Origin of the sequence: Micromonospora sp. NPDC000442 (assembly GCF_042898635.1) — a bacterium.
GTDB lineage: Bacteria > Actinomycetota > Actinomycetes > Mycobacteriales > Micromonosporaceae > Micromonospora.
Window position 1 is genome coordinate 69,650 of record NZ_JBIAYZ010000005.1, and the last position, 20,290, is coordinate 89,939.

General features: G+C 71.4%; 18 protein-coding genes and 1 tRNA gene. 12 read left to right on the forward strand and 7 right to left on the reverse strand.

All coding sequences use genetic code 11. From position 1 onward, the window contains the following. The first annotated feature begins 209 nt into the window (after positions 1 to 209). The 8 genes from ACFY2A_RS09485 to ACFY2A_RS09520 all read left to right on the forward strand — a co-directional run bounded on the left by ACFY2A_RS09485 (position 210) and on the right by ACFY2A_RS09520 (position 7,593). Positions 210 to 286 (forward strand) — tRNA-Ala (locus ACFY2A_RS09485). Between the two features lie 109 nt (positions 287 to 395). Next, complete coding sequence (locus tag ACFY2A_RS09490) at positions 396 to 1,103, forward strand: class I SAM-dependent methyltransferase (RefSeq protein ID WP_387170227.1); 708 nt, start codon at positions 396 to 398, stop codon at positions 1,101 to 1,103. Positions 1,104 to 1,153: 50 nt separating this feature from the next. Then, positions 1,154 to 1,897 (forward strand): SDR family oxidoreductase, encoded by a 744-nt coding sequence (locus ACFY2A_RS09495; protein ID WP_363923891.1) that lies wholly within the window; start codon positions 1,154 to 1,156, stop codon positions 1,895 to 1,897. A gap of 187 nt (positions 1,898 to 2,084) precedes the next feature. Next, a complete protein-coding gene (locus tag ACFY2A_RS09500) occupies positions 2,085 to 3,533 on the forward strand; it encodes a family 43 glycosylhydrolase (protein WP_387170229.1) in 1,449 nt (482 codons plus the stop codon). A gap of 56 nt (positions 3,534 to 3,589) precedes the next feature. Beyond that, positions 3,590 to 3,985, forward strand: coding sequence for a hypothetical protein (locus tag ACFY2A_RS09505; protein WP_387170231.1), 396 nt, complete (start codon positions 3,590 to 3,592; stop codon positions 3,983 to 3,985). Then, complete coding sequence (locus ACFY2A_RS09510) at positions 3,985 to 6,408, forward strand: DUF4132 domain-containing protein (RefSeq protein WP_387170233.1); 2,424 nt, start codon at positions 3,985 to 3,987, stop codon at positions 6,406 to 6,408. Before ACFY2A_RS09505 ends, ACFY2A_RS09510 begins: the two co-directional genes overlap by 1 nt. 52 nt (positions 6,409 to 6,460) lie before the next feature. Continuing rightward, a complete protein-coding gene (locus ACFY2A_RS09515) occupies positions 6,461 to 6,886 on the forward strand; it encodes a DUF6153 family protein (protein ID WP_387170235.1) in 426 nt (141 codons plus the stop codon). 116 nt (positions 6,887 to 7,002) lie between these two features. After that, a complete protein-coding gene (locus ACFY2A_RS09520; protein ID WP_387170237.1) occupies positions 7,003 to 7,593 on the forward strand; it encodes a DUF305 domain-containing protein in 591 nt (196 codons plus the stop codon). Positions 7,594 to 7,759: 166 nt separating this feature from the next. On the opposite strand, the gene ACFY2A_RS09525 is transcribed toward ACFY2A_RS09520, so the two are convergent. From ACFY2A_RS09525 to ACFY2A_RS09535, 3 genes are read right to left on the reverse strand one after another with little or no spacing between them, the layout of a single operon-like run. After that, positions 7,760 to 8,545 carry a peptidase gene (locus ACFY2A_RS09525; protein ID WP_387170239.1) on the reverse strand — a complete coding sequence of 262 codons (786 nt, stop codon included), beginning with the start codon at positions 8,543 to 8,545 and terminating at the stop codon, positions 7,760 to 7,762. A gap of 3 nt (positions 8,546 to 8,548) precedes the next feature. Then, positions 8,549 to 9,841, reverse strand: a complete 1,293-nt coding sequence (locus ACFY2A_RS09530) for a VWA domain-containing protein (protein ID WP_387170241.1) — start codon at positions 9,839 to 9,841, stop codon at positions 8,549 to 8,551. A gap of 57 nt (positions 9,842 to 9,898) precedes the next feature. Beyond that, positions 9,899 to 10,555: a 4'-phosphopantetheinyl transferase gene (locus ACFY2A_RS09535; protein ID WP_387170243.1), complete on the reverse strand. Its 657-nt coding sequence runs from the start codon at positions 10,553 to 10,555 to the stop codon at positions 9,899 to 9,901. Between the two features lie 233 nt (positions 10,556 to 10,788). On the opposite strand from ACFY2A_RS09535, the gene ACFY2A_RS09540 reads away from it, so the two are divergent. Beyond that, the gene (locus ACFY2A_RS09540; RefSeq protein ID WP_363923882.1) at positions 10,789 to 11,094 is read left to right on the forward strand and encodes a hypothetical protein; all 306 of its coding nucleotides are present in this window, start codon (positions 10,789 to 10,791) and stop codon (positions 11,092 to 11,094) included. 346 nt (positions 11,095 to 11,440) lie between these two features. Here the strand turns inward: ACFY2A_RS09540 and ACFY2A_RS09545 are convergent, their stop codons facing one another. Continuing rightward, on the reverse strand, positions 11,441 to 13,129 hold the full coding sequence (locus ACFY2A_RS09545) for a dolichyl-phosphate-mannose--protein mannosyltransferase (RefSeq protein ID WP_387170245.1): 1,689 nt from the start codon (positions 13,127 to 13,129) through the stop codon (positions 11,441 to 11,443). A 66-nt stretch (positions 13,130 to 13,195) separates the two neighbouring features. Here ACFY2A_RS09545 and rsmI point away from each other — a divergent pair, with 66 nt between their 5' ends. Beyond that, on the forward strand, positions 13,196 to 14,062 hold the full coding sequence (gene rsmI / locus ACFY2A_RS09550; protein ID WP_387170247.1) for a 16S rRNA (cytidine(1402)-2'-O)-methyltransferase: 867 nt from the start codon (positions 13,196 to 13,198) through the stop codon (positions 14,060 to 14,062). A gap of 9 nt (positions 14,063 to 14,071) precedes the next feature. Here rsmI and ACFY2A_RS09555 read toward each other — a convergent pair whose 3' ends face one another. Beyond that, positions 14,072 to 15,013 (reverse strand): hypothetical protein, encoded by a 942-nt coding sequence (locus tag ACFY2A_RS09555; protein WP_387170249.1) that lies wholly within the window; start codon positions 15,011 to 15,013, stop codon positions 14,072 to 14,074. 158 nt (positions 15,014 to 15,171) lie between these two features. Here ACFY2A_RS09555 and metG point away from each other — a divergent pair, with 158 nt between their 5' ends. Further along, positions 15,172 to 16,974: a methionine--tRNA ligase gene (metG, locus tag ACFY2A_RS09560; protein ID WP_387170251.1), complete on the forward strand. Its 1,803-nt coding sequence runs from the start codon at positions 15,172 to 15,174 to the stop codon at positions 16,972 to 16,974. A 111-nt stretch (positions 16,975 to 17,085) separates the two neighbouring features. On the opposite strand, the gene ACFY2A_RS09565 is transcribed toward metG, so the two are convergent. Then, positions 17,086 to 17,937, reverse strand: a complete 852-nt coding sequence (locus tag ACFY2A_RS09565; protein ID WP_387170253.1) for an alpha/beta fold hydrolase — start codon at positions 17,935 to 17,937, stop codon at positions 17,086 to 17,088. Between the two features lie 83 nt (positions 17,938 to 18,020). Beyond that, positions 18,021 to 19,277 (reverse strand): hypothetical protein, encoded by a 1,257-nt coding sequence (locus ACFY2A_RS09570; RefSeq protein WP_387170255.1) that lies wholly within the window; start codon positions 19,275 to 19,277, stop codon positions 18,021 to 18,023. 89 nt (positions 19,278 to 19,366) lie between these two features. Between ACFY2A_RS09570 and ACFY2A_RS09575 the strand changes: the two genes are divergently transcribed. Then, positions 19,367 to 20,275 carry a TatD family hydrolase gene (locus ACFY2A_RS09575; RefSeq protein ID WP_387170257.1) on the forward strand — a complete coding sequence of 303 codons (909 nt, stop codon included), beginning with the start codon at positions 19,367 to 19,369 and terminating at the stop codon, positions 20,273 to 20,275. Positions 20,276 to 20,290 lie beyond the last annotated feature (15 nt).

Genomic DNA, 20,290 nt, shown 5'->3' on the forward strand with positions numbered 1-20,290 from the left:
CTCGCCCGGCCCCCTCGCTCGGGCGAGGCGACAAGTTCGGGGAAGGTGCTGCCTCACCCGGGCCGAAGGTCGCATTGACGGGGAAGCTGCGCGGATCTTGCGGGGCGCCGTGGGCGGGGTGGTTCGCGGCAGGAGCGCTCGACCTGTTAGCCTTGTCGCCGGCCCGCCCGGTGACAGCCGGGTGGGACCGACGCCGGTTGACCGGCGGAGGGGCTGTGGCGCAGACCGGTAGCGCACCTCGTTCGCATCGAGGGGGTCAGGGGTTCAAATCCCCTCAGCTCCACCAAGAAAGTAAAGGTCAAAGGGCAGGTTCTCGAAGATCGAGAGCCTGCCCTTTGACCTTTCACCGGCGGCTGAGCACCGCCAGGGCGCCGAAGCTGGTTCAGACTGGCGGGATGCGGGGTGAGGAACGGACAGCGCGGGTTCGCAAGGTACGCCGCCGGCTTGCGCAGTACGGTCCGCCGTGGACGCGAGATCATGAGCGGGACTTCGAGACGGTCACGCTGCCGGAACGGGACTGTGATCTGCTCCGGGACCTGTTGATCTCTGATCGGGTCGCGGCTGTCGTCGAGGTCGGGCTCGCGTACGCCAGCTCCGCGCTCGCGATCGGGGAGGCGCTGGTCACGGTCGACCCGCCGCACCCTCGGCACATCATTGTCGATCCCTTCCAAGGGCGGGCATACGCGAATGTCGGCTGGGAGCTGCTGTGCGCCGCCGGTCTGGACTCCACCGTGCAACTGATGCGCGACTGGTCCTCGATCGCGCTTCCGGAACTCGTCACCGACGGGCTGGTCGTCGACGCGGCGTTCGTGGACGGTAGTCACCGTTTTCACGAGGTCTTCGTGGACCTCTACTTCCTGCGCAAGATCGTTCGGCCGGGCGGGTTGATCGTGATGGATGACGACTGGACGCCGTCGGTGCGTACCGCGGTGCGGTACTACGAGAAGAACCTGGGCTGGACCGCGATTCCCGACGCTTTCGCCGACGGAACGCTGCGCCACATCGGCGACGACCCGACGGCGGAACTGGTGCCCCGTTGCCGGGCCATCCGGCTGCCCAAATCGCTGGTCGAGCCGCCCTTCGAGCGGTTCCACCCGTTCTGACCAGGGCCCCGCCTCACCTCTGTCCTGAGTGAACTGTCAGGATTGCCGGCATGACGGTCCGACTTGGTGACAGGGTCGCGCTGGTCACGGGTGGCAGCCGGGGCATCGGTGCCGCCGTCGCGCGGCGGCTCGCCGCCGACGGCATCGATGTCGCATTCACCTACCGCACCGCGGGGGACAGCGCGAAATCGGTCCTGGCCGACATCGAGGCGTACGGGCGTGCGGGCCTGTCGATCAGTGCGGACAGCGCGGATCCGGCGGCGGTGGTCGGTGCTGTGGAACGGACCGCTGCCGAGTTGGGGCGGCTGGACATTCTGGTGAACAACGCCGGGGTGTTCGCGGGTGGGCCGATCGAGTCGGTCAGCTTCGACGCTCTCGATCGAGCTGTCGCGGTCAACGTACGCGGGGTGTACCTGGCCACCCAGGCGGCGGTACGCCACATGGGCGATGGTGGTCGGATCGTCAACATCGGCAGCAGCTTCGCCAGCCGGGTCCCCGCTCCCGGGGTGAGCGCGTACGCGATGACCAAGAGCGCGGTCAACGGGCTGACCCGGGCGCTGGCCCGGGAACTCGGACCGCGCGGAATCACGGTCAACCTGATCCTGCCCGGCTCGACCGACACCGACATGAACCCGGCGGACAGTGTCGGCGCCGACGCCCAGCGGTCGCACATCGCTCTCGGCCGCTACGCGGCACCCGCCGACGTGGCGGCCACGGTCAGTCATCTGGTCGGCGACGGCGGACGGCACATCACCGGCGCGTCGATCGCCATCGACGGCGGCGCGACCGCCTGAGCGGTCTGCCGCCACCGGCTGGGTGGCGGGCGGCCACGGCGTCGGCGGTGCGGCAGATACTTGTCATTTCCTTGACGTTGATAAATGTTAACGCTATCAATGAGGAAGCGGGCACGGCGGGCACGGTCGGACGGGGACCGTGCCCGTCCCGGATGGCCGGCTCGCGGTCGGCGGGAGGGCGAAGGCGATGGCGCGTCGGAAGCTCACGTACCGCAGTTGGGCAGCGGTGACCGCCGCCCTGGTGATGGCGGCGATCAGCTCCTTGGCGGGGCCGGCCGCCCCGGCGCGGGCCGCCGCCGTCACATTCACCAACCCGCTGGCCGAGCAGCGCGCCGATCCGCACATCTACCGGCACACCGACGGCTACTACTACTTCACCGCCACGGTGCCCGAGTACGACCGGATCGTGCTGCGCCGCGCCACCACCCTCCAGGGGCTCGCCACCGCGACCGAGCGGGTGATCTGGCGTCGACACGGCAGCGGCGAGATGGGCGCGCACATCTGGGCCCCGGAGATCCACTTCATCGACGGCCGGTGGTACGTCTACTTCGCCGCCGGCCGCACCGACGACATCTGGGCCATCCGGCCGTACGTGCTGGAGAGCAGCGCCGCGAACCCCCTCGACGGCCCGTGGACGGAGCGTGGCCAACTCCAGCCGGCGCGCAACAGCTTCTCCCTCGACGCCACCACCTTCGTACACAACGGCCAGCGCTACCTGGCCTGGGCGGAGTACGCCGGCAACAACTCGAACATCTATCTCGCCCGGGCCGTCAACCCCTGGACGTACGCGGGCACGCCGACCCTGATCGCCACCCCGACGTACGCCTGGGAGACCCGGGGTTACCGGGTGAACGAGGGACCGGCGGTGCTGATCCGCAACGGCCGGGTGTTCATGACCTACTCGGCGAGCGCCACCGACGCCAGTTACGCCGTCGGACTGCTCACCGCCTCGGCGAGCAGCGATCTGCTGAACCCGGCGTCGTGGACCAAGCGCGCCACACCGGTGCTGGCCAGCGACGGCCGGACCGGCCAGTACGGCCCGGGGCACAACTCGTTCACCGTCGCCGAGGACGGCAGCGATGTGATCGTCTACCACTCCCGCAACTACGAGCGGTATCTCGGCAACGGCTACGACCCGCTGAGCGACCCGAACCGGCGTACGCGGATCCAACGGGTCTACTGGAACGCCGACGGCACTCCGAACTTCGGCGTACCGGTGCCGGACGGCCTGACCCCGGTCCGGCTGCGCGCCCACGACCTGCCCGATCGGTACCTGCGGCACTGGGAGTTCCGGGTCCGGCTGGAACCGAACGTCACCAACCTGGCCGACTCGCAGTTCCGGATCGTCGCCGGCCTGTCCAACTCCGCGGCGATCTCGCTGGAGTCGACCAACTATCCCGGCTACTACCTGCGGCACCGCAACCACCAGATCTGGGTGGAACGCAACGACGGCTCGAACCTCTTCCGGCAGGACGCCACCTTCACCCGCCGGGCCGGGCTCGCCGACGCGACGAAGATGTCCCTGGAGTCGGTCAACTTCCCTGGCCAGTACGTCCGTCACCGCGACGGCCTGCTCTACCTGGAGGCGGTGCCGGACGCGGCCGGACGCGCGTCGGCCACCTTCGCCCTGGAGTAGCCCGTCGCGGCTCGTGTCGGTCTGCCTGTCGGAGGGCGTACCTAAACTCTCGCGACATGGCGACGGTGACCTTTGTGGACGAGAGCACTGCGGGTGCTCGGACTCCCGCGTGGGCCTTGCAGATCTTCGAGGAGCGGTTGACGCTTCGTGAACTGATCCGCCGGCGGATCCATCAGGAGGTGGCCGAGCACAACGCGGCCAGCCCGGAGCCCCGCCGGCTGCTGGTGCAGCCCACCTCGACCGAACGTGCCCTCAACGGTGACCGGGGCGAGCGGCCTCGGCGCCGAGTCGACCCGCAGCGGCAGATCGCCCTCGCCGAGCAGGCGTTCCGCGGCAACGGTTTCGTGGTGCTGGTCGGCGACCGGCAGGTCGAGGAGCTGGACGACGAGGTCGATCTGCGTCGCGACACCGAGGTCACCTTCCTCAAGCTCGTCCCGCTGGTCGGTGGCTGATGACCACCACCGTCGACATCGGCTGGTACGCCGACCGGGCCCGCGAGCTGGTCGCCGCGAACGACCTGGACAACCTGGCGGCTCACCTTCACCGGCACGCCCGCATCTGCCGGGACGATCCGGAGGTACGCGCCGCATTGCGCAAGCTGTCCCGGGCGGACGTGGCACCTCTCGTGCTGGCCATGGCCGCCCTCGTGCGGCAGCACCGAATCCACTCCTGGCCACCGCGTGATCTGATCGGCCAACTGGCCCGTCGGCTGCCCACCGATCTGGCGCCGGAGCAGCTCCAGGATCTGGCCGCGTTCGCCGTCGACGAGCCGTACTCGTTGTCACCGACCGCGCTGGAGACGGTGGCCCGGGGCCTGGCCGCCACCGGCCCGATCTCCGCGGACCTGATGGAGGTGCTTGTCGACCGGTCCGACGAGAGCCAGCGGCTGCGGCAGTTCATCGCCGAAGTGGCCGGGCCACGTCTCGACGCGGACGACCCCTGGGCCCGGCAGATCCTGGCCGAGCTGCCCACCCTCGACCCGGCGTGGCGGCAGCTGGTCGCCCACGCCAGCACCGCCACCATGCCCCGCCCGAGCGCCGGCTGGTCGACCGAGGCGGCCCGGCTGCTCGCCGAGGTCGACCTGAGGGAGGCCGGGCAGCGCTTCGACCGGTGGCTGGCCACCGCCTCCCGCGCCCCGCACCAGCAGCCGAGCTCGGTCAACGCCGACCTGTTGCGCGGCCTGCTCTGGCTGGTCGAGCGGACCGGGCCGGCACCGGAGCAGGTACGCCGCATCGGCGGCCTGGTCGAGGCGATGCTGCGTCGACTGGCCGGGGTCGGGCCGGCCTGCCCGAAGGTGGCCAACGCGGCGGTCGGGGTGCTCGGGCGGCTCGACGGCGAGCCCGCGCTGGCGCAGCTCGCCCGGCTGTCGGCGCGGGTCACCTACAAGGGCACCCGCAAGGAGATCGACAAGGCGCTCGACACTCGTGCCGCAGCCCTCGGCATCAGCCGGGACGAGATCGAGGAACTGGCCGTTCCGGACTACGGCCTGTCCGGGGTGGGGCGGCACGAGGTGTTCCTGGGCGGTTGTCGGGCCGAGCTGTCGATCGTTTCCACCGGCGTCGCCCTGGTCTGGTACACGGAGGCCGGCCGGCAGGTGAAGAGCCCACCGGCGGTGGTACGCCGGGATCACGCGGCGGAGTTGGCCGACCTCAAGGGCCTGGCCAAGGAGATCAGCGGGATGCTGACCGCCCAGGTGGCCCGGCTGGACCGGCTCTTCCTGGCCCAGCGCAGCTGGACCCTGGCCGCATGGCGGCAGCGCTACCTGGATCACCCGCTGGTCGGCGCGCTGGCCCGCCGGCTGATCTGGCTGGTCGACGGGGTGCCCTGCGGTTGGGCCGACGGCGCGCTGCGCACCCTGGACGACAATGCGGTGACCGCTGGCGACGACGCCGAGGTGCGGATCTGGCACCCGATCGGTAGGCCGGTGCCGGAGGTGGTCGGTTGGCGGGGGTGGTTGGAACGGCACCGGGTGGTGCAGCCGTTCAAGCAGGCACATCGGGAGGTCTACCTGCTCACGCCGGCCGAGGAGACCACCGGCACGTACTCGAACCGGTTCGCCGGGCACGTCCTGCGGCAGCACCAGTTCCACGCCCTGGCCGCGGCCCGGGGTTGGACGGACCGGTTGCGCTTGATGGTCGACGACTCCTACCCGCCGACCTTCCGGGAGTTGCCCGGGTGGGAGCTGCGCGCCGAGTACTGGGTGGAGGGGATCGGCGACGACTGGACGGCCGACACCACCGACAGCGGGTCGTACCTGCGGCTGGTCACCGACCAGGTGCGCTTCTATCCGATCGCCGCCGCGCAGAACTGGTCACATGCCTCCGGCGGCGGCTACTCGGCAGCGCGGTGGACGGACGCCCGGCCGGGGGATCCGCTGCCGCTCGACCGGATCCCCCCACTGGTGTTCAGCGAGATCATGCGGGACGTCGATCTCTTCGTCGGGGTGGCCAGCGTCGGCAACGACCCGACCTGGTCGGACGGGGGCCCGCAGGGCCGCTTCCGGGACTACTGGTCGTCGTACAGCTTCGGTGAGTTGTCCGCGACCGCCGAGACCCGCCGGGAGCTGCTGGCCCGGCTGCTGCCCCGCCTGGCGGTGGGCCAGCGGGCGCACATCGATGGCCGCTTTCTGGTGGTCGACGGCGACCTGCGCACGTACCGGATCCACCTGGGATCGGGCAACATCCTGATGAGCCCGAACGACGAGTACCTCTGCATCGTGCCGGACCGTGGCGCGGGCCGGACCGGGGAGCAGCAGTTCCTGCCGTTCGAGGGGGACGGCCTGCTCGCGGTCATTCTCAGCAAGGCGATGCTGCTGGCCAAGGACGCCGAGATCACCGACGCGACGATCACCCGCCAGATCAGACCGGCCGGGTAGCTGACGGACGGGATCGCGGTGCTGGTGGTATGCCGCGCGATACCGTGATCGGGTGCGAGGCGAAGCGGCAACCACCGGGCGATGGCTCCGGTTCGTGCTGCTGGCGTGCACCCTGTTCGGGCTGGCCGTTATGCACAGCCTGGGCCACGATCCCGTCCTCGGCGCGGCCGGGCACGGCAGCCATGCCGCACCGATCTCGTCAACTCACGTCGACGGCTGCCACACCGAGCAGTGTGTGGCACCGGCCGCCCAGAGCACGCAGGAGCCGGGACACGGTCACCCCTCGGGCTGGGCGGTCTGTGTGGCGATCGCCGCCGGCGTCGCACTCGCCGTCGTGCTCACCGTCCGCCTCCTTCGGCGTACGCGCAGCGTGCTGCCACGGGATCGTCGGCTCACCCGAGCCCGGGGCGCCCGTGCCCCGCCCGACTTTCCCATGATCGGCCTGACCACGGCCGCCGTGTCGGTGCTGCGGATATAGGAGCGACCAGCGCGCACCCGGTTGGGTGACCGCGCGACTCGCTTCTGTCCACCGACTCCTGAAAGGCCCTGTCAACCATGAATCGCACCCGTACACGCCGTGCCGTCTGGGCCGGCGTGAGCCTCAGCGTGGCGATCGGTCTTGCCGGCTGCGGCTCCGACCATCCGGCCGGTGCTGGCCACGACATGCCAGGTAACCCATCGTCAAGCGCGATCAGCGGCGAATCCGCCACCAGCAACGCGGCCGACGTGATGTTCGCGCAGATGATGATCCCGCACCACGAGCAGGCGGTCGAGATGTCCGACCTGGCCACCACCCGCGCGTCCGACCCGGAGGTGAAGCAGCTCGCCACGCAGATCAAGGACGCTCAGGCGCCCGAGATAGCCCAGCTGCGGACCTGGCTCACGTCCTGGGGCGCACCGATGCCGATGGCCAGCGGCGACGCCCATGGCATGCCCGAGATGGACCACGGGATGCCGGGCATGATGTCCGAGGCCGACATGACCCGCCTCGCGGCAGCCTCCGGCACCGAGTTCGATCGACAGTTCCTCACCATGATGATCGATCATCACGAGGGGGCCGTCACGATGGCCGAGGAGGAGGCCGCCCAGGGTGCCAACCCGGACGCCAGAGCGTTGGCGCAGCGGATCGTCACCACGCAGCAGGCCGAGATCGACACCATGAGGACGATCCTCGCCCGGCTCTGACGTCGGCCGGTGCCCGGGCGCTCCCGCCGCCCGGGCACCGTTGCGCACCGATGCCACCGCCGACCGCTTCCGGATGCGGTGGCGCTGTTCCGATGCCGGCGACGGCTGATTGGGTGGGACCGCCGGCAGGTCGTCTGGGCACCTCAGCACGACCTGCCGGCGGGGCTCACCTGATGGCGGGACGGCGGGTGAGGGCGAATCCGACCACGCCCGCGACCGCGGCCAGCATCCCGCCGGCGGTGGTCCAGATCCAGCGGGAGCCGGCCTCGGGCAGCCAGCCGGTGAGGCTCAGGTTCCAGCCGTCGTCCCCGTCGCTCTCCGGTGCGACCGTCGGCTCGGCGTCCACGACGGTGCCGGCGTTTGTCGGTGGCACCAGCGCCGCCTCCAGTCTGCCGTCGTCGGCGGAGCTGCCGGCGTCGTCGGTGGTCGACACCAGCAGGTCCACGTCGATCGGTAGGCCGAGGTCGGGCTCGGGCACGTCGACCACGGCCAGGCGCACGTAGTAGGTGCCGGGCAGCGGGTCACCGGACCATGGCTCGGCCCAGGGGCGCACCCGCCGCATCGTGCAGCCGATGCCGACGGTACGCGCCGAGGCGTCGGCGGTCGGCGTCTGCGCGCCGGCCGTGCACGCCTGCCGGCGGCGCAGCCCGTCGAAGACCTCCACGCTCCAGGTGGATCGACCGTTGCGGTTCTGCGCGAGGGTGACCGTCGCGGTGATCTCGTGAATCTCACCCGCAGCGGCCGGGAACGACCAGTAGAGGTATTCACCGGTCGAGGCTGCGACCCGGACGGGTTGGCCGGCGGCGACCGGGGTGGCAGTGAGGTACGAGGTGCCGGCCCTGGTGACGGTGACGGCACCGGGGGAAGGGGTGGGCGCGGCGAGCGCCGTGCCGGGGGTCAGGGCGACACCGGCGGCGATCAGCGCGGCGGCGGTTGCCCAACGGATAGACATCACTCAGTTCCTCCAGGTGGCTACCCACCAGCGGGTGAGCAGGCCGGTGACGAGCCCGGTGAGCAGGCCGGCGAGGGTCAGCAGGAGCAGCAGCACCCAGCCCCGGCCCAGGTCCGGACCGTCCGGGGCGGACGACGCGGCGACCACGTCGACGGTCAACTCGACGGGCATGCCCGGATCCGCGACGGTGCCCGCCCGGGGCGAGAACATGTTGCTGACCACCAGGCAGACGGTGGTGACGGCCGAGGGCACGCCGGCCGTCGGAGTCGGGTCGGTGCCCTCGGCCCGCTCGGCGTCGTCCCCAGCCGACCAGCGCAGACCGGTGGAGACCACGTCGGTACGTCCGCTGCCGGCGTCCACCCCGCGGACCAGTTCCCGGCCGTCGGCCGTCGTCGCCCGCAGCAGTACGCCGTAGTCGGGGTTGACCGGGCGGTCGAGCGCGACGCTGACCGAGGCCCGTAGCTCCTGTCCCGGCCGTACCGGCACCCGGTACCAGCGATGTTCGGAGAAGGTCTCCCGGTCGGTGTAGACACCGGGGGAGAGCAGGGGTGCACCCGGGCAGGTGTCCGTCCCGTCGACCTTCGCCGGGATGGTGGCGTACGTGTCGCGGGCCCGGTCCACCAACTGCTTCAGCCGGTCGGTCAGATCCTCGGCGCTCTGCGCGGCCGTGTAGGTGCCGCCGGTGGCGGCGGCGATGCAGAGCAACTGCCGGCGCACCTTCTCGTCCGGTGCGAGGCCGAGGGTGTCCACCACCAGCGTGGTGCCCTGGGCGGCCAGTTCCCGGGCCACCTGGCAGGGGTCCGGCGGGGCGCAGGTGTCCTCGCCGTCGGTGATCAGCACGATCCGGCGGGCGGTGGTGCCGGTACCGAGATCCTTGGCGGCTTCGCGCAGGGCGAGCCCGACCGGGGTGAAACCGGTCGGGCGTAAAGTCGCCACGGCGGCCTTGGCCTGCGTCCGGTCGACTGGACCGACCGGCACGATCTGCTGGGTGTCCAGGCAGCCCTGCTGCTTGTTCTTGCCCTGGTAGGTGGCGCCCAGCACCCGGATGCCCAGCTGCGTCTCGTCGGGCAGGGCGTCCACCACCTCGCCGAACGCCTGCTGGGCAACCGAGATCCGGCTGCGCCCGTCGATGTCGGTGGCCCGCATCGAGCCGCTCACGTCCAGTACCAGCTGGACCCGGGGTGGCTCGGTGGGCGGTTCCGCCTGGTCGTCGGCGAGTGCCGGCACCGGGCCGGCCAGCGTGGTCGCCGTCAGCAGCCCGAGGAGGACGGCTGACGACCATCTCTTGTTGATCACCGGGCGGAGTGTAGACAAGTCCACTCAGGACTGATCATCCGGCCGTGGTGCCGGTCGCTACGGCGGGGTGAGCGCGGTGGCCGTGCGTACGAGGTCGGCGTCGACCGCGAAGCGACCGTTGATCAGCGTGGGCGGGTGGTCGACCGGTGCCTCGTCGACCCGGGCGGGTGAGATCCGCGCGGTGAACGTCCCGGCGTCGGGATCGAGGCGCACCAGGGCGTCGTGGAAGTCGAGCCAGTTGCCGACGATCGGATGCCACACCTTGTAGACGGTTTCCTTCGCACTGAAGATCACCGCCGGCCAGTGGATGCCCGGGGGGAGCCGTTCGACCTGCTCGTCCTCCTCGGGCAGGCAGATCAGTCGGCGTACCCCCGCACCGAGTTCGCGGTGTTGCTCGGCGTCCATGCCGACCGCCCGGATCTCGTCGCTACGGGCGACGGCTGCCGCGCAGTAGCCGCGGGTGTGCGTGATGGTGCCGACCAGGCCGGCCGGCCAGACGGGTGAACGGTCGGCGGCGGCCGGTACGGCGACCGGCGGCAGGCCGAGTGCGGTCATGGCGCGGCGGGCGCACATCCGACCGGCGGTGAAGTCACGGCGGCGGCTGTCCACCGCGCGGTCCCCGAGACAGGCCGCCTCGGCCGCGTGCAACCGACCGGACCAGTCGTCCGGACCCGCCACGGCAACGGCGACGGCGGGTGGGAGCAGATCACGCACCTGCGGCTCCGGGATGGTGCTTTCGGCCAGTGGCACCGGTGCCAGCGACCGGCGACGATGGATGCTTCCGGTTGATGCATTGCCTGGGGCGGGTCGCGGCGGCCATGGTTGGTCAACGTACCGCAACGACGTAACGCCGCAGCGTTCCCGGACGCTGTAGATGCGCACGGGCATGTTCGACCCGGCGGTGGGCGGCAGGCCCGCCGTCACCGGTGGAGGCGGAGAGGAGCGCGATGACGGGTGTTACGGATCGCTCGGGTGTCACGGTGGCGGAGGCGGACGGAGCCGCGTCCCCCGAGCGGGTGGGCGAGCACGCCCCGCTGACCCCCGAATGGACGTGTGGCACCTGTGGCGCCGAGTGGCCCTGCGCGCCCAAACGGGAGCAGTTGCTGACCGAGTACGGCGTGGATCGGGCGATGCTCAGTGTCTACCTGGGGGCCTGTCTCGCCGCAGCCGCCGAGGACCTGCATGTCGTCGGGTCGACGTCATTGCAGGACCGGTTCTTCGGCTGGTTGCCGCGCCGCCCGAGACGACACTGACTTCTCGTCCGGACGATCGCCCCGACCGACGGCGCTTCGATGACGGGCGATGCCACGCGCGGCTGAGCGGCTGCACGGATCGGTTCAGCCGTCCGCCGGACGGCGGCTCCGGGGCGGCGCAGAGTCCGCGCGGAGTCACGTAGCGACAACGGTGGCCGCGACTTCTTGTCGCATTCGGCATTCGTCGGAAATCTGACCCACGCCGCCCCGTTGTGCCCTCGGTCGCTGGTGGTTAAGCTGCTGGTGCGCGCCCCAATCGCCCGCTTCCCCCGTGGCAGGCGATCGGGGCGCGTCCTATTTCCCGACGGAGGGCCCGCACGCCTCGGCGTGCGGGCCCTCCGTGGTGTCAGATCCAGCGGCCGTCCAACCACATCCGCGCCGACCAGTCCTCGTACGGCAACACCAGGCCCACGAAGATCGGGTAGAAGTACGCGAAGCAGAGGACGACAAGCGCCACATACGCCCCGGCGATCACCCCGCCGACCAGCCGGCGGTCCCGGCTCGCCTCCTCGTCGGCACCGGTCACGGCCTGGGTGCCGCTCGGCCCCGCCGGCGAGGCGATCGCACCGAGCACGTAGACCACGGCGAGCACCAGGAACGGCACCGTGGGCGCGGCGTAGAAGGAGAACATCGTCCGGCCGTCGAGGGCGAACCAGAACCAGGGCAGCAGCCCGGCCGCCACGGCGAGCAGGATCGCGCCGGCCCGCCAGTCCCGCCGGGCCAGGCCGAGCCAGACCAGCGCCACCAGCGCGGGCAGGAACGACCACCACAGCAGCGGGGTACCCAGCAGCAGCACCTCCTCGGCGCAGCTCGCCGCGCCACAGGGGCCCTCGCCGGTCCAGTGGAACGCCACCGGCCGACCCAGCAGCAGCCACTGCCACGGCCACGACTGGTACTTGTGCGGATCATCGAGCTGGCTGTGGAAGCCCAGTGCCGCCTGGTGGTACTGGATCAGGTTCCACAGCGGACCGACGATGGGCGCGTCGCTGAGCCCGGCGTCCGGGTACCGCTCGGCGAGCCGGTAGTAGCCCTCCTGGCTGAACAACCAGCCGGACCACGTCGCGACGTAGGTCACCGCCATCAGCAGACCGGCGAGCACCATCCAGGGCACGCCGTCGAGCAGGGTGTCCCGCCACGGTCGGGGTACCCCGGCCGACCGCCGGGCGCCGACGTCCCAGAGGAGCATCAGCAGCGCGAAGACGGGTACGAAGAACAGCGCGCTCCACTTCACCGCGAAGGCGCAACCGAGCAGCACCCCGGTCGCCAGCCGCCACCAGGGCCAGTTCCGCCAGCCGCCGGGCGGGCGGCCGGCACGCCCCCGGGCGGTCGGATCCAGCCCGGACTCCAGTGCCCGGGCCCACCGGCGGCGGGTCGCGTCCCGGTCCAGCACCAGCGCGCCGAAGGCGGCCAGGATGAAGAAGAGCAGGAAGATGTCGAGCAGCGCGGTGCGCGAGAGCACCAGGTGGAATCCGTCGACCGCGAGCAGCAGGCCGGCGGCGCAGCCGAGCACCGTGGAGCGGAACATCCGGCGGCCGATGCGGACCAGCAGCAGCACCGACAGGGTGCCCATCAGGGCCGCCGAGAAGCGCCAGCCGAACTCCGGCGCGGTGGTGAACAGGTGACCGGGTACCGAGATGCCGTGCTCGGCGTCGCTGTAGCCGAAGGCCCACTCGCCGAAGCCGATCAACCACTTGCCCAGCGGCGGGTGGACCACGTACGACGGGGCGTTGTTCGTGTAGTTCCACTCCACGCCCTTGTCGATCAGCCCCCAGCCGTCCCGGGCGTAGTAGACCTCGTCGAAGATCTTGCCCGGCGGATGGCTGAGATTCGCGAACCGGAGAACCGCCGCGATGACCACGACCACCGCCGTGGCCAGCCACGAACGGTCGTCCAGCCCGGCTTCGACGGTGGCCAGCCGGCGGCGGATCGCCGCCGGTACGCCACCCCTCGCCGGACCGGGGGCGGTGGCTGTGGCCGCGCCCGGCTCCGCGGGCTGGTCGGGGCTCGCGCTCTGTGCTGTCGACGCACTCGTCACCCGGCGATCGTAGGCTGCCAAGGGGGTCGCTGGCGCCTGTCGTCCCCATATCCGGTACGCCCGTCGATGAAGGAGTGCGCTGCTGTGGGTGGAATGTCCGAAAACGGTCGCCTGATTCTGCTCGGCGCGCCGCTCGGCAACCCCGCCGACGCCTCCGGCCGACTGCGGGACACCCTCGCCGTGGCCGACGTGGTCGCCGCCGAGGACACCCGTCGGCTGAACCGGCTCGCCCGCGACCTCGACGTGACCATCGCCGGTCGGATCGTCTCGTACTTCGAGGGCAACGAGGAGCGGCGTACCCCGGAACTGGTTGACGTGCTCACCGCGGGATACGTGGTCGCGCTGATCACCGACGGCGGCATGCCGAGCGTCTCCGATCCCGGCTACCGGTTGGTCCGCGCCGCCCTGGACGCCGGGGTGCCGGTCACCGCCGCGCCCGGTCCCAGTGCCGTCACCACCGCCCTCGCCTTGTCCGGACTGCCCTGCGACCGGTTCTGCTTCGAGGGGTTCCTGCCCCGTGCCCCCGGCGCCCGGCGCGCCCGGCTGCGGGCACTGGCCGCCGAGGAACGGACGCTGGTCCTCTTCGAAGCGCCGCACCGGATCGCCGCCGCGTTGACCGACCTGGCCGCCGCGTTCGGCGCAGACCGGCCCGCCGCACTCTGCCGGGAGCTGACCAAGACCTACGAGGAGGTGCTGCGTCGCCCGCTCGGTGAGCTGGCCCGGTGGGCCGCCGACGGCGACCCGCGCGGCGAGATCACGCTCGTGGTGGCCGGCGCGCCCGCCGCACCTGCCGTCCGTCCCGACGACGACTCGCTGCGCGCAGCGGTGGCCGAGCGGGAGGCGGCGGGCCGGAGTCGCCGGGACGCGATCACTGACGTCGCGGCCGAGTACGGGTTGCGCCGGCGCGACGTCTACGCGCTCGTGCACCAGTGAACCTGGGTGCTACCAGGCGGCGATCAGGAAGCCGAGGGCGGTCAGCAGCGGGCCGGCCAGCGAGGCGGCGACCGCCCAACGCCGCTCAGCCGGATCGGGCAGCCGGGTCGCACCGGTCCAGCGGGCGATGCCCACCGCGCAGCCGAGCACCCCGAGCACCCCGAGCAGCCAGCGCAGCTGAGCGCCCACCCCGCGGTCGGCGTACGCGACGTGTCCGTCCGGGCCGGTCACCCGGGCGGGCAGGGCCGAACCGGGCACGGCACGGTCCCGGGATACCCCGCTGACCCGTACGCCGTGGATCCGGAACTCCTCCTCCGCCGCCGTGAAGATGCCCCGGCACCGCTGGGTCAGGCCGTCGCCGGTGCACCTGGTGACAACCACCGTGCCGGAGGTCGCGTGCCCGACGGCGAGCCAGAGCGGGCCGGCGCTGACCCAGGCGAAGAAGGCCGCCGCGAGGCTCAACCCGATCAACACGGACAACCCCGCCAGGGGATCCGGCGGATGGCTGCTCCGTTCCCGGCGCCGCAGTACCGGTCGGAACCGCTTCCACCACGGATCGACGTCGCCGGGCTCCTCCTGCCGCACCGGCGTGCCGTCCCAGTGCACCTGCTCGATCGGTGCCCAGAAGGTGTCCTCGTCCGGCGTACCGTCGTCGCGCGACCGGTGCCGGCGGCCCCGACGCCCGGCCGGCCGGACCGGGACCCGCCGCGGCAGCGTGTCCACCGGCGCGCCGGTCGTCGGCTCCACCTCGCCTCCGCTTCGTGACTCGACGGTGGCGGGATCGGCCCGGTCCGGCCCGGTCGCGCCGGCCGCACCCTCGGGTGCCGCCGAGGGCACCGCGCGGGGCTGGGGAGCCACCGTCTGGGTGCGCGGCGCCGTCGCGGTGGAATCCGACCCGGCGTCGGGGGGAGGGCCGTCGGAGTGGTCTCGGGCGGCTCGGCTGCCAGTCACGAGTTCATTGGACACCCGTGAGGGTGGTTGATCAGGCAGCTCAGGCAGCGTGTCGACGACAATTCGGACTATTTGCCGACGGCGGTTCGGTCCTCGGGCCGACCGGGGACCCCTATTGGTTCGCGGTCACCTCGCGGGGGTCACTAGGCTTTCTGTCCATGAGTTACGTTCTCGCGGCAGTGGCCTGGCCGTACGCCAACGGTCCGCGCCACATCGGCCACGTCTCCGGTTTCGGCGTTCCCTCCGACGTCTTCGCCCGGTACATGCGGATGGCCGGCCACGACGTGCTCATGGTCTCCGGCACCGACGAGCACGGCACCCCGATCCAGGTGCAGGCCGACGCCGAAGGGCTCAAGCCGCGGGAACTGGCCGACCGGTACAACCGGGTGATCGTCGAGGACCTGCACGGCCTCGGCCTCTCCTACGACCTGTTCACCCGTACCACCACCGGCAACCACTACGCCGTGGTGCAGGAGCTGTTCGAGGGGATGTACCGCAACGGATACATCGTGCCGAAGACCACCATGGGGGCCATCTCGCCGTCCACCGGACGGACCTTGCCCGACCGGTACATCGAGGGCACCTGCCCGATCTGCGGCTACGATAGTGCCCGTGGCGACCAGTGCGACAACTGCGGCAACCAGCTCGACCCGATCGACCTGATCAACCCCCGCTCGAAGATCAACGGGGAGACGCCGGAGTTCGTCGAGACCGAGCACTTCTTCCTCGACCTGCCCGCCCTGGCCGACGTGCTGCGGCAGTGGCTGGACACCCGGGAGGGCTGGCGCCCGAACGTGCTGCGCTTCTCCCGGAACCTGCTTGACGATCTGCACCCCCGGGCCATCACCCGCGACCTGGAGTGGGGGGTACCGATCCCGCTCGACGGCTGGCGTGAGCGCACCGACAAGCGGATCTACGTGTGGTTCGACGCCGTCATCGGCTACCTGTCCGCGTCCATCGAGTGGGCCCGCCGCACCGGCGACCCGGAGGCCTGGCGGAAGTGGTGGTCCACCGATGGTGAGGGAAAGGACTCGCAGTCCTACTACTTCATGGGCAAGGACAACATCGTCTTCCACTCGGTGATCTGGCCCGCGCTGCTGTCCGGCTACTCCGGCGAGGGCAGCCGGGGCGGCGAACCAGGCCAGCTCGGACGGCTCAACCTGCCCACCGAGGTGGTCTCCAGCGAGTTCCTGACCATGGAGGGACGCAAGTTCTCCTCCTCGCGCCGGGTGGTCATCTACGTCCGGGACTTCCTCCAGCGGTACGACGCCGACGCGTTGCGCTACTTCATCGCGGTGGCCGGGCCGGAGAACAACGACACCGATTTCACCTGGGCCGAGTTCCTGCGCCGCAACAACGACGAACTGGTCGCCGGCTGGGGCAACCTGGTCAACCGGTCCATCTCGATGGCGGCGAAGAACTTCGGCGAGATCCCACCGATCGGCCCGGACGGGCTCACCGAGGCCGACGAGGCGCTGCTGGCCGTGGCACGCGCCGGCTTCGGCACGGTCGGCGACCTGATCGCCAGACACCGGCAGAAGCAGGCCATCGGCGAAGCGATGAAGGTGGTCGCCGAGGCCAACAGGTACCTCTCCGAGCAGGCGCCGTGGAAGCTCAAGGACGAGGCCGCCAAGCCCCGGATGGGCACCATCCTGCACGTCGCCCTCCAGGTGGTCAGCGACGCCAACACGCTGCTCACCCCGTTCCTGCCGCACTCCGCGCAGAAGATCCACGAACTGCTCGGCGGCACCGGGGTGCACGCACCGATGCCGGTGATCGAGGAGGTCGCCGACCTCGACGCCGGGCCCGGGTACCCGGTGCTGACCGGTGACTACACCCAGGGCGCGAGATGGGAGTCGGTACCGCTCGTGGTGGGCCGGGCGCTCGCGGCGCCCAAGCCGGTCTTCCGCAAGCTCGACCCCTCGATCGTCGACGAGGAACTGGCCCGGCTCGAAGGCTGACGGTCCGGTCGTCCGCGCGACGGGCGCGACCCGCTCGGGGTCGCGTCCGTGGCGTGAGTCGCTGGCCGCGCGTCCGTCGGCGGTACGCGCCGGACGTCGGCTCGGCCTGCGTCAGGCGCGGGCCATGGCCGGCGAGCCGATGAACTCCATGATCGCCTTGTTCACCTCGTCGGCGTTGGTCCACGGGGTACCGTGCGGTGCGCCCTTGAGGGTGATCAAGCGGCTGTCGGCGAGCATCGGCTGCAACCGCTGGCCGGTCTTCGGGTACGGCAGCACGTTGTCCTTGTCGCCCTGCACGATCAGCACCGGCACGTCGATCCGGGACACGTCGGCCCGGAAGTCCGTACCCCAGGCATCCACGCTTTCGTGCGTGGCCTTGGCGGAGGCCATCGCCCCGATGTTCCAGTGCGCCCGGTACGCCTCCTCGCTGACCAGCTTGCCCTTGTTCTCGTCGTAGTTGAAGAAGTTGTTGCAGAACTGCGTGAGGTAGGCGAACCGGTCCTGCGTGATCGCCTGCTTGAACCCCTCGAAGAGGCTCGCCTCGACACCCTCGGGGTTGTCCGGCGCCTTCCGCAGATACGGTGCCAGCGGTGCCAGCAGCACCGCCCGTTCCACCCGATCCGAGCCGTACGCGCCCAGGTAGCGGGTCACCTCGCCGGTACCCATCGAGTGGCCGACCAGGATCGTGTCACGCAGATCCAGCTCCGTCATCAGCACATCGAGGTCGGCGGCGAAGGTGTCGTAGTCGTACCCGAACGCCGGCTGTGCCGAGTTGCCGTAGCCGCGCCGGTCGTACGTGATCACCCGGTATCCGGCGTCGAGCAGCGGTCCGGAGACCTTCTCCCAGGTCGCCCCGTTGAAGGGGAATCCGTGGATCAGCACGATCGGCTGACCCGACCCATGGTCCTCGTAGTACAGGTCGATGGGCGCGGAGTTCTCCGTGCCGACGGTGATGAAGGGCATCTCGTCCTCCTGTCAGGGTGGGAAACCGAGGCTTCCCCGGCGGGCATCCGATATTCCTGCGCCACCCCACCCGCCAGACCAGGTCAGAGGAGATACGGGTGGTCCACCACCTGGTCGTCGGTGACCTCACCGCCCGGGGCCCACGTCTCGTACACGCCCCGTTCGTGACACTGTGCGCCGACCGCAGCGACCGCGTCCGGATCCGGACGTCGCAGCCGCAACCGCAGCCAGCCCGCCTCCTCACGCAACACCAGACACGGCACCCCCCGCCAGGCGGCCAGCCGCAACCGTCGGCTCACCCCGTCGACCGGGTAGCGGGCGGCCCTGGTCAGCGCCAGCACCCGGAAATCGCCGGGCAGGTCGGCGACTGCCTCGTACTCCCCGCCCGCGTACGTGCCCACCAGCCGGGTCGAACGCGGCGCCTCGCCGGTCGGCACGTACTCCTGATCCGGCGACAGACCCGGCACCGCGGCGAGCAGGTGTCGCCACTGCGGCCCGACCATCCGGAGCCAGCCCCGCTGCTCGGCCTGGTAGGCGTAGAGCACCACCTCCAGGCCCTCCGCCGGGTAGGCCAGCAGGGTGGCGTTCGCGGGCATCGGCAGGTCGGCGAAGTCCCGAGTGACGAACTCGGGGATCAGGTGGTGACTGCTCGGCGTGAAGCCGGTACCCAGCACCGCCGGGCCCAACCGGTCCCGGGCACCCAGCGCCGCCAACCCGCGGTACGCCGCGCCCGCCGGCACGTCGTAGTCGCCCGGGTCGGCGGCGCGCCAGCGCAACGCGTACGTCACGTCCGCACCGTCCCGCCCGTCCCCGCCGTCGGTACGCAGCACACTCGTCGTCGTCGGGGTACGCAGATGCGCCACGTCGTGTTCCCGGTAGCAGAACCCGTGCGGCAGCCAGCCGCGTACGTAGCCGGCGAGCTGCCGGGCGGAGAGGATCTTCATCATCCGGGTGCCCCGCCGTACGCCGGCCGAGGCGCGTACCGCCGTGATCAGCGGGTCGTCCGCGCCGGCCGGCTGCTGGGCGAGCCGGTGCACCTCCGACCAACCCCGCTCGCGATGCAACGGCACCAGCAGGGGCAGCTCCGGATCCTCGGCCTGAGCGGTCTCCCCGTACACGGCGCCGACCTCGGTGACGTGCACGAACCGCCGCCACGGCAGCGCCGAGTTCACCCGGGGCGCCCATTCGAAACCGGCCACCTCGGCGGCGCTGAACAACTCGTACGCCGCACCTCGGGCGATCTCCTCGGCCGGGTACACCGCGCCGCCGAACGCCACCCGCAGACCGGTCCGCTCCGGCGCCGTACCGCCGGGCCGGGAAAGCTCGCTTCGCGCGTCCACTCCGCGACGGTAGGGGCGCGGGGCGTAGCCGAGGTGAACTCCGGGTGGCTTCCGGGTGGACTCGTCCGGTGTGTGATCCTGTCGAGGAGATGAGCGAACCGACCGAGTCCCGTAGCCAGCGTGCGGCCCGCCGCGCCGGAGAGTTCCCACCCGCACCCGAGCCGCTGCCCCGACCGGTGCTGGACAGCCACACCCACCTCGACATCACCGTCAGCGAGGCCGGGGTACCCGGTGGTGGCGACGCCGCCGACCCGGTCGCGACGGCCATCGACGTCGCCGCCGCCGTGGGGGTGGACCGACTGGTGCAGGTCGGTGTGGACGTCGCCTCCTCCCGCTGGGGCACCGAGGTGGCCGGCAGGTACCCGGCGGTGCTGGCCACGGTCGCGCTGCACCCCAACGAGGCGCCCCGGCTGGCCGACCTCGACGGCGCCCTGCGCGAGATCGAGGCGCTGGCCGGTCAGGAGCGGGTCCGCGGTGTCGGCGAGACGGGAATGGACCGCTACCGTACCGGTGACGAGGGCCGCGCCGCGCAGGAGGAGAGCTTCCGGGCGCACATCGCCATCGCCAAGCGGTACGGCCGGACGCTGGTGATCCACGACCGGGACGCGCATGCCGACGTGCTGCGCATCCTCGACGACGAGGGCGCACCGGACACGGTGGTGATGCACTGCTTCTCCGGCGACGCCGAGTTCGCCGCCGAGTGCGTCCGCCGGGGCTACCTGCTCAGCTTCGCCGGCACGGTCACCTTCGCCAGTGCCGGGGCGCTGCGGGAGGCTGCCGCGCTGACCCCGCTGGACCAGATCCTGGTGGAGACCGACGCGCCGTACCTCACCCCCGTCCCGCACCGTGGCCGGCCCAACGCCTCGTACCTGATCCCGCTGACCGTCCGGGCGCTGGCCGTTGCCACCGGCGCCGACCTCGACGAACTCTGCGCCGCCATCTCGGCCACCGGGGAACGGGCCTTCGGTCCCTGGCACCCGGCTGGCATCGGCGGCTGACCCGTACGCTGTCGG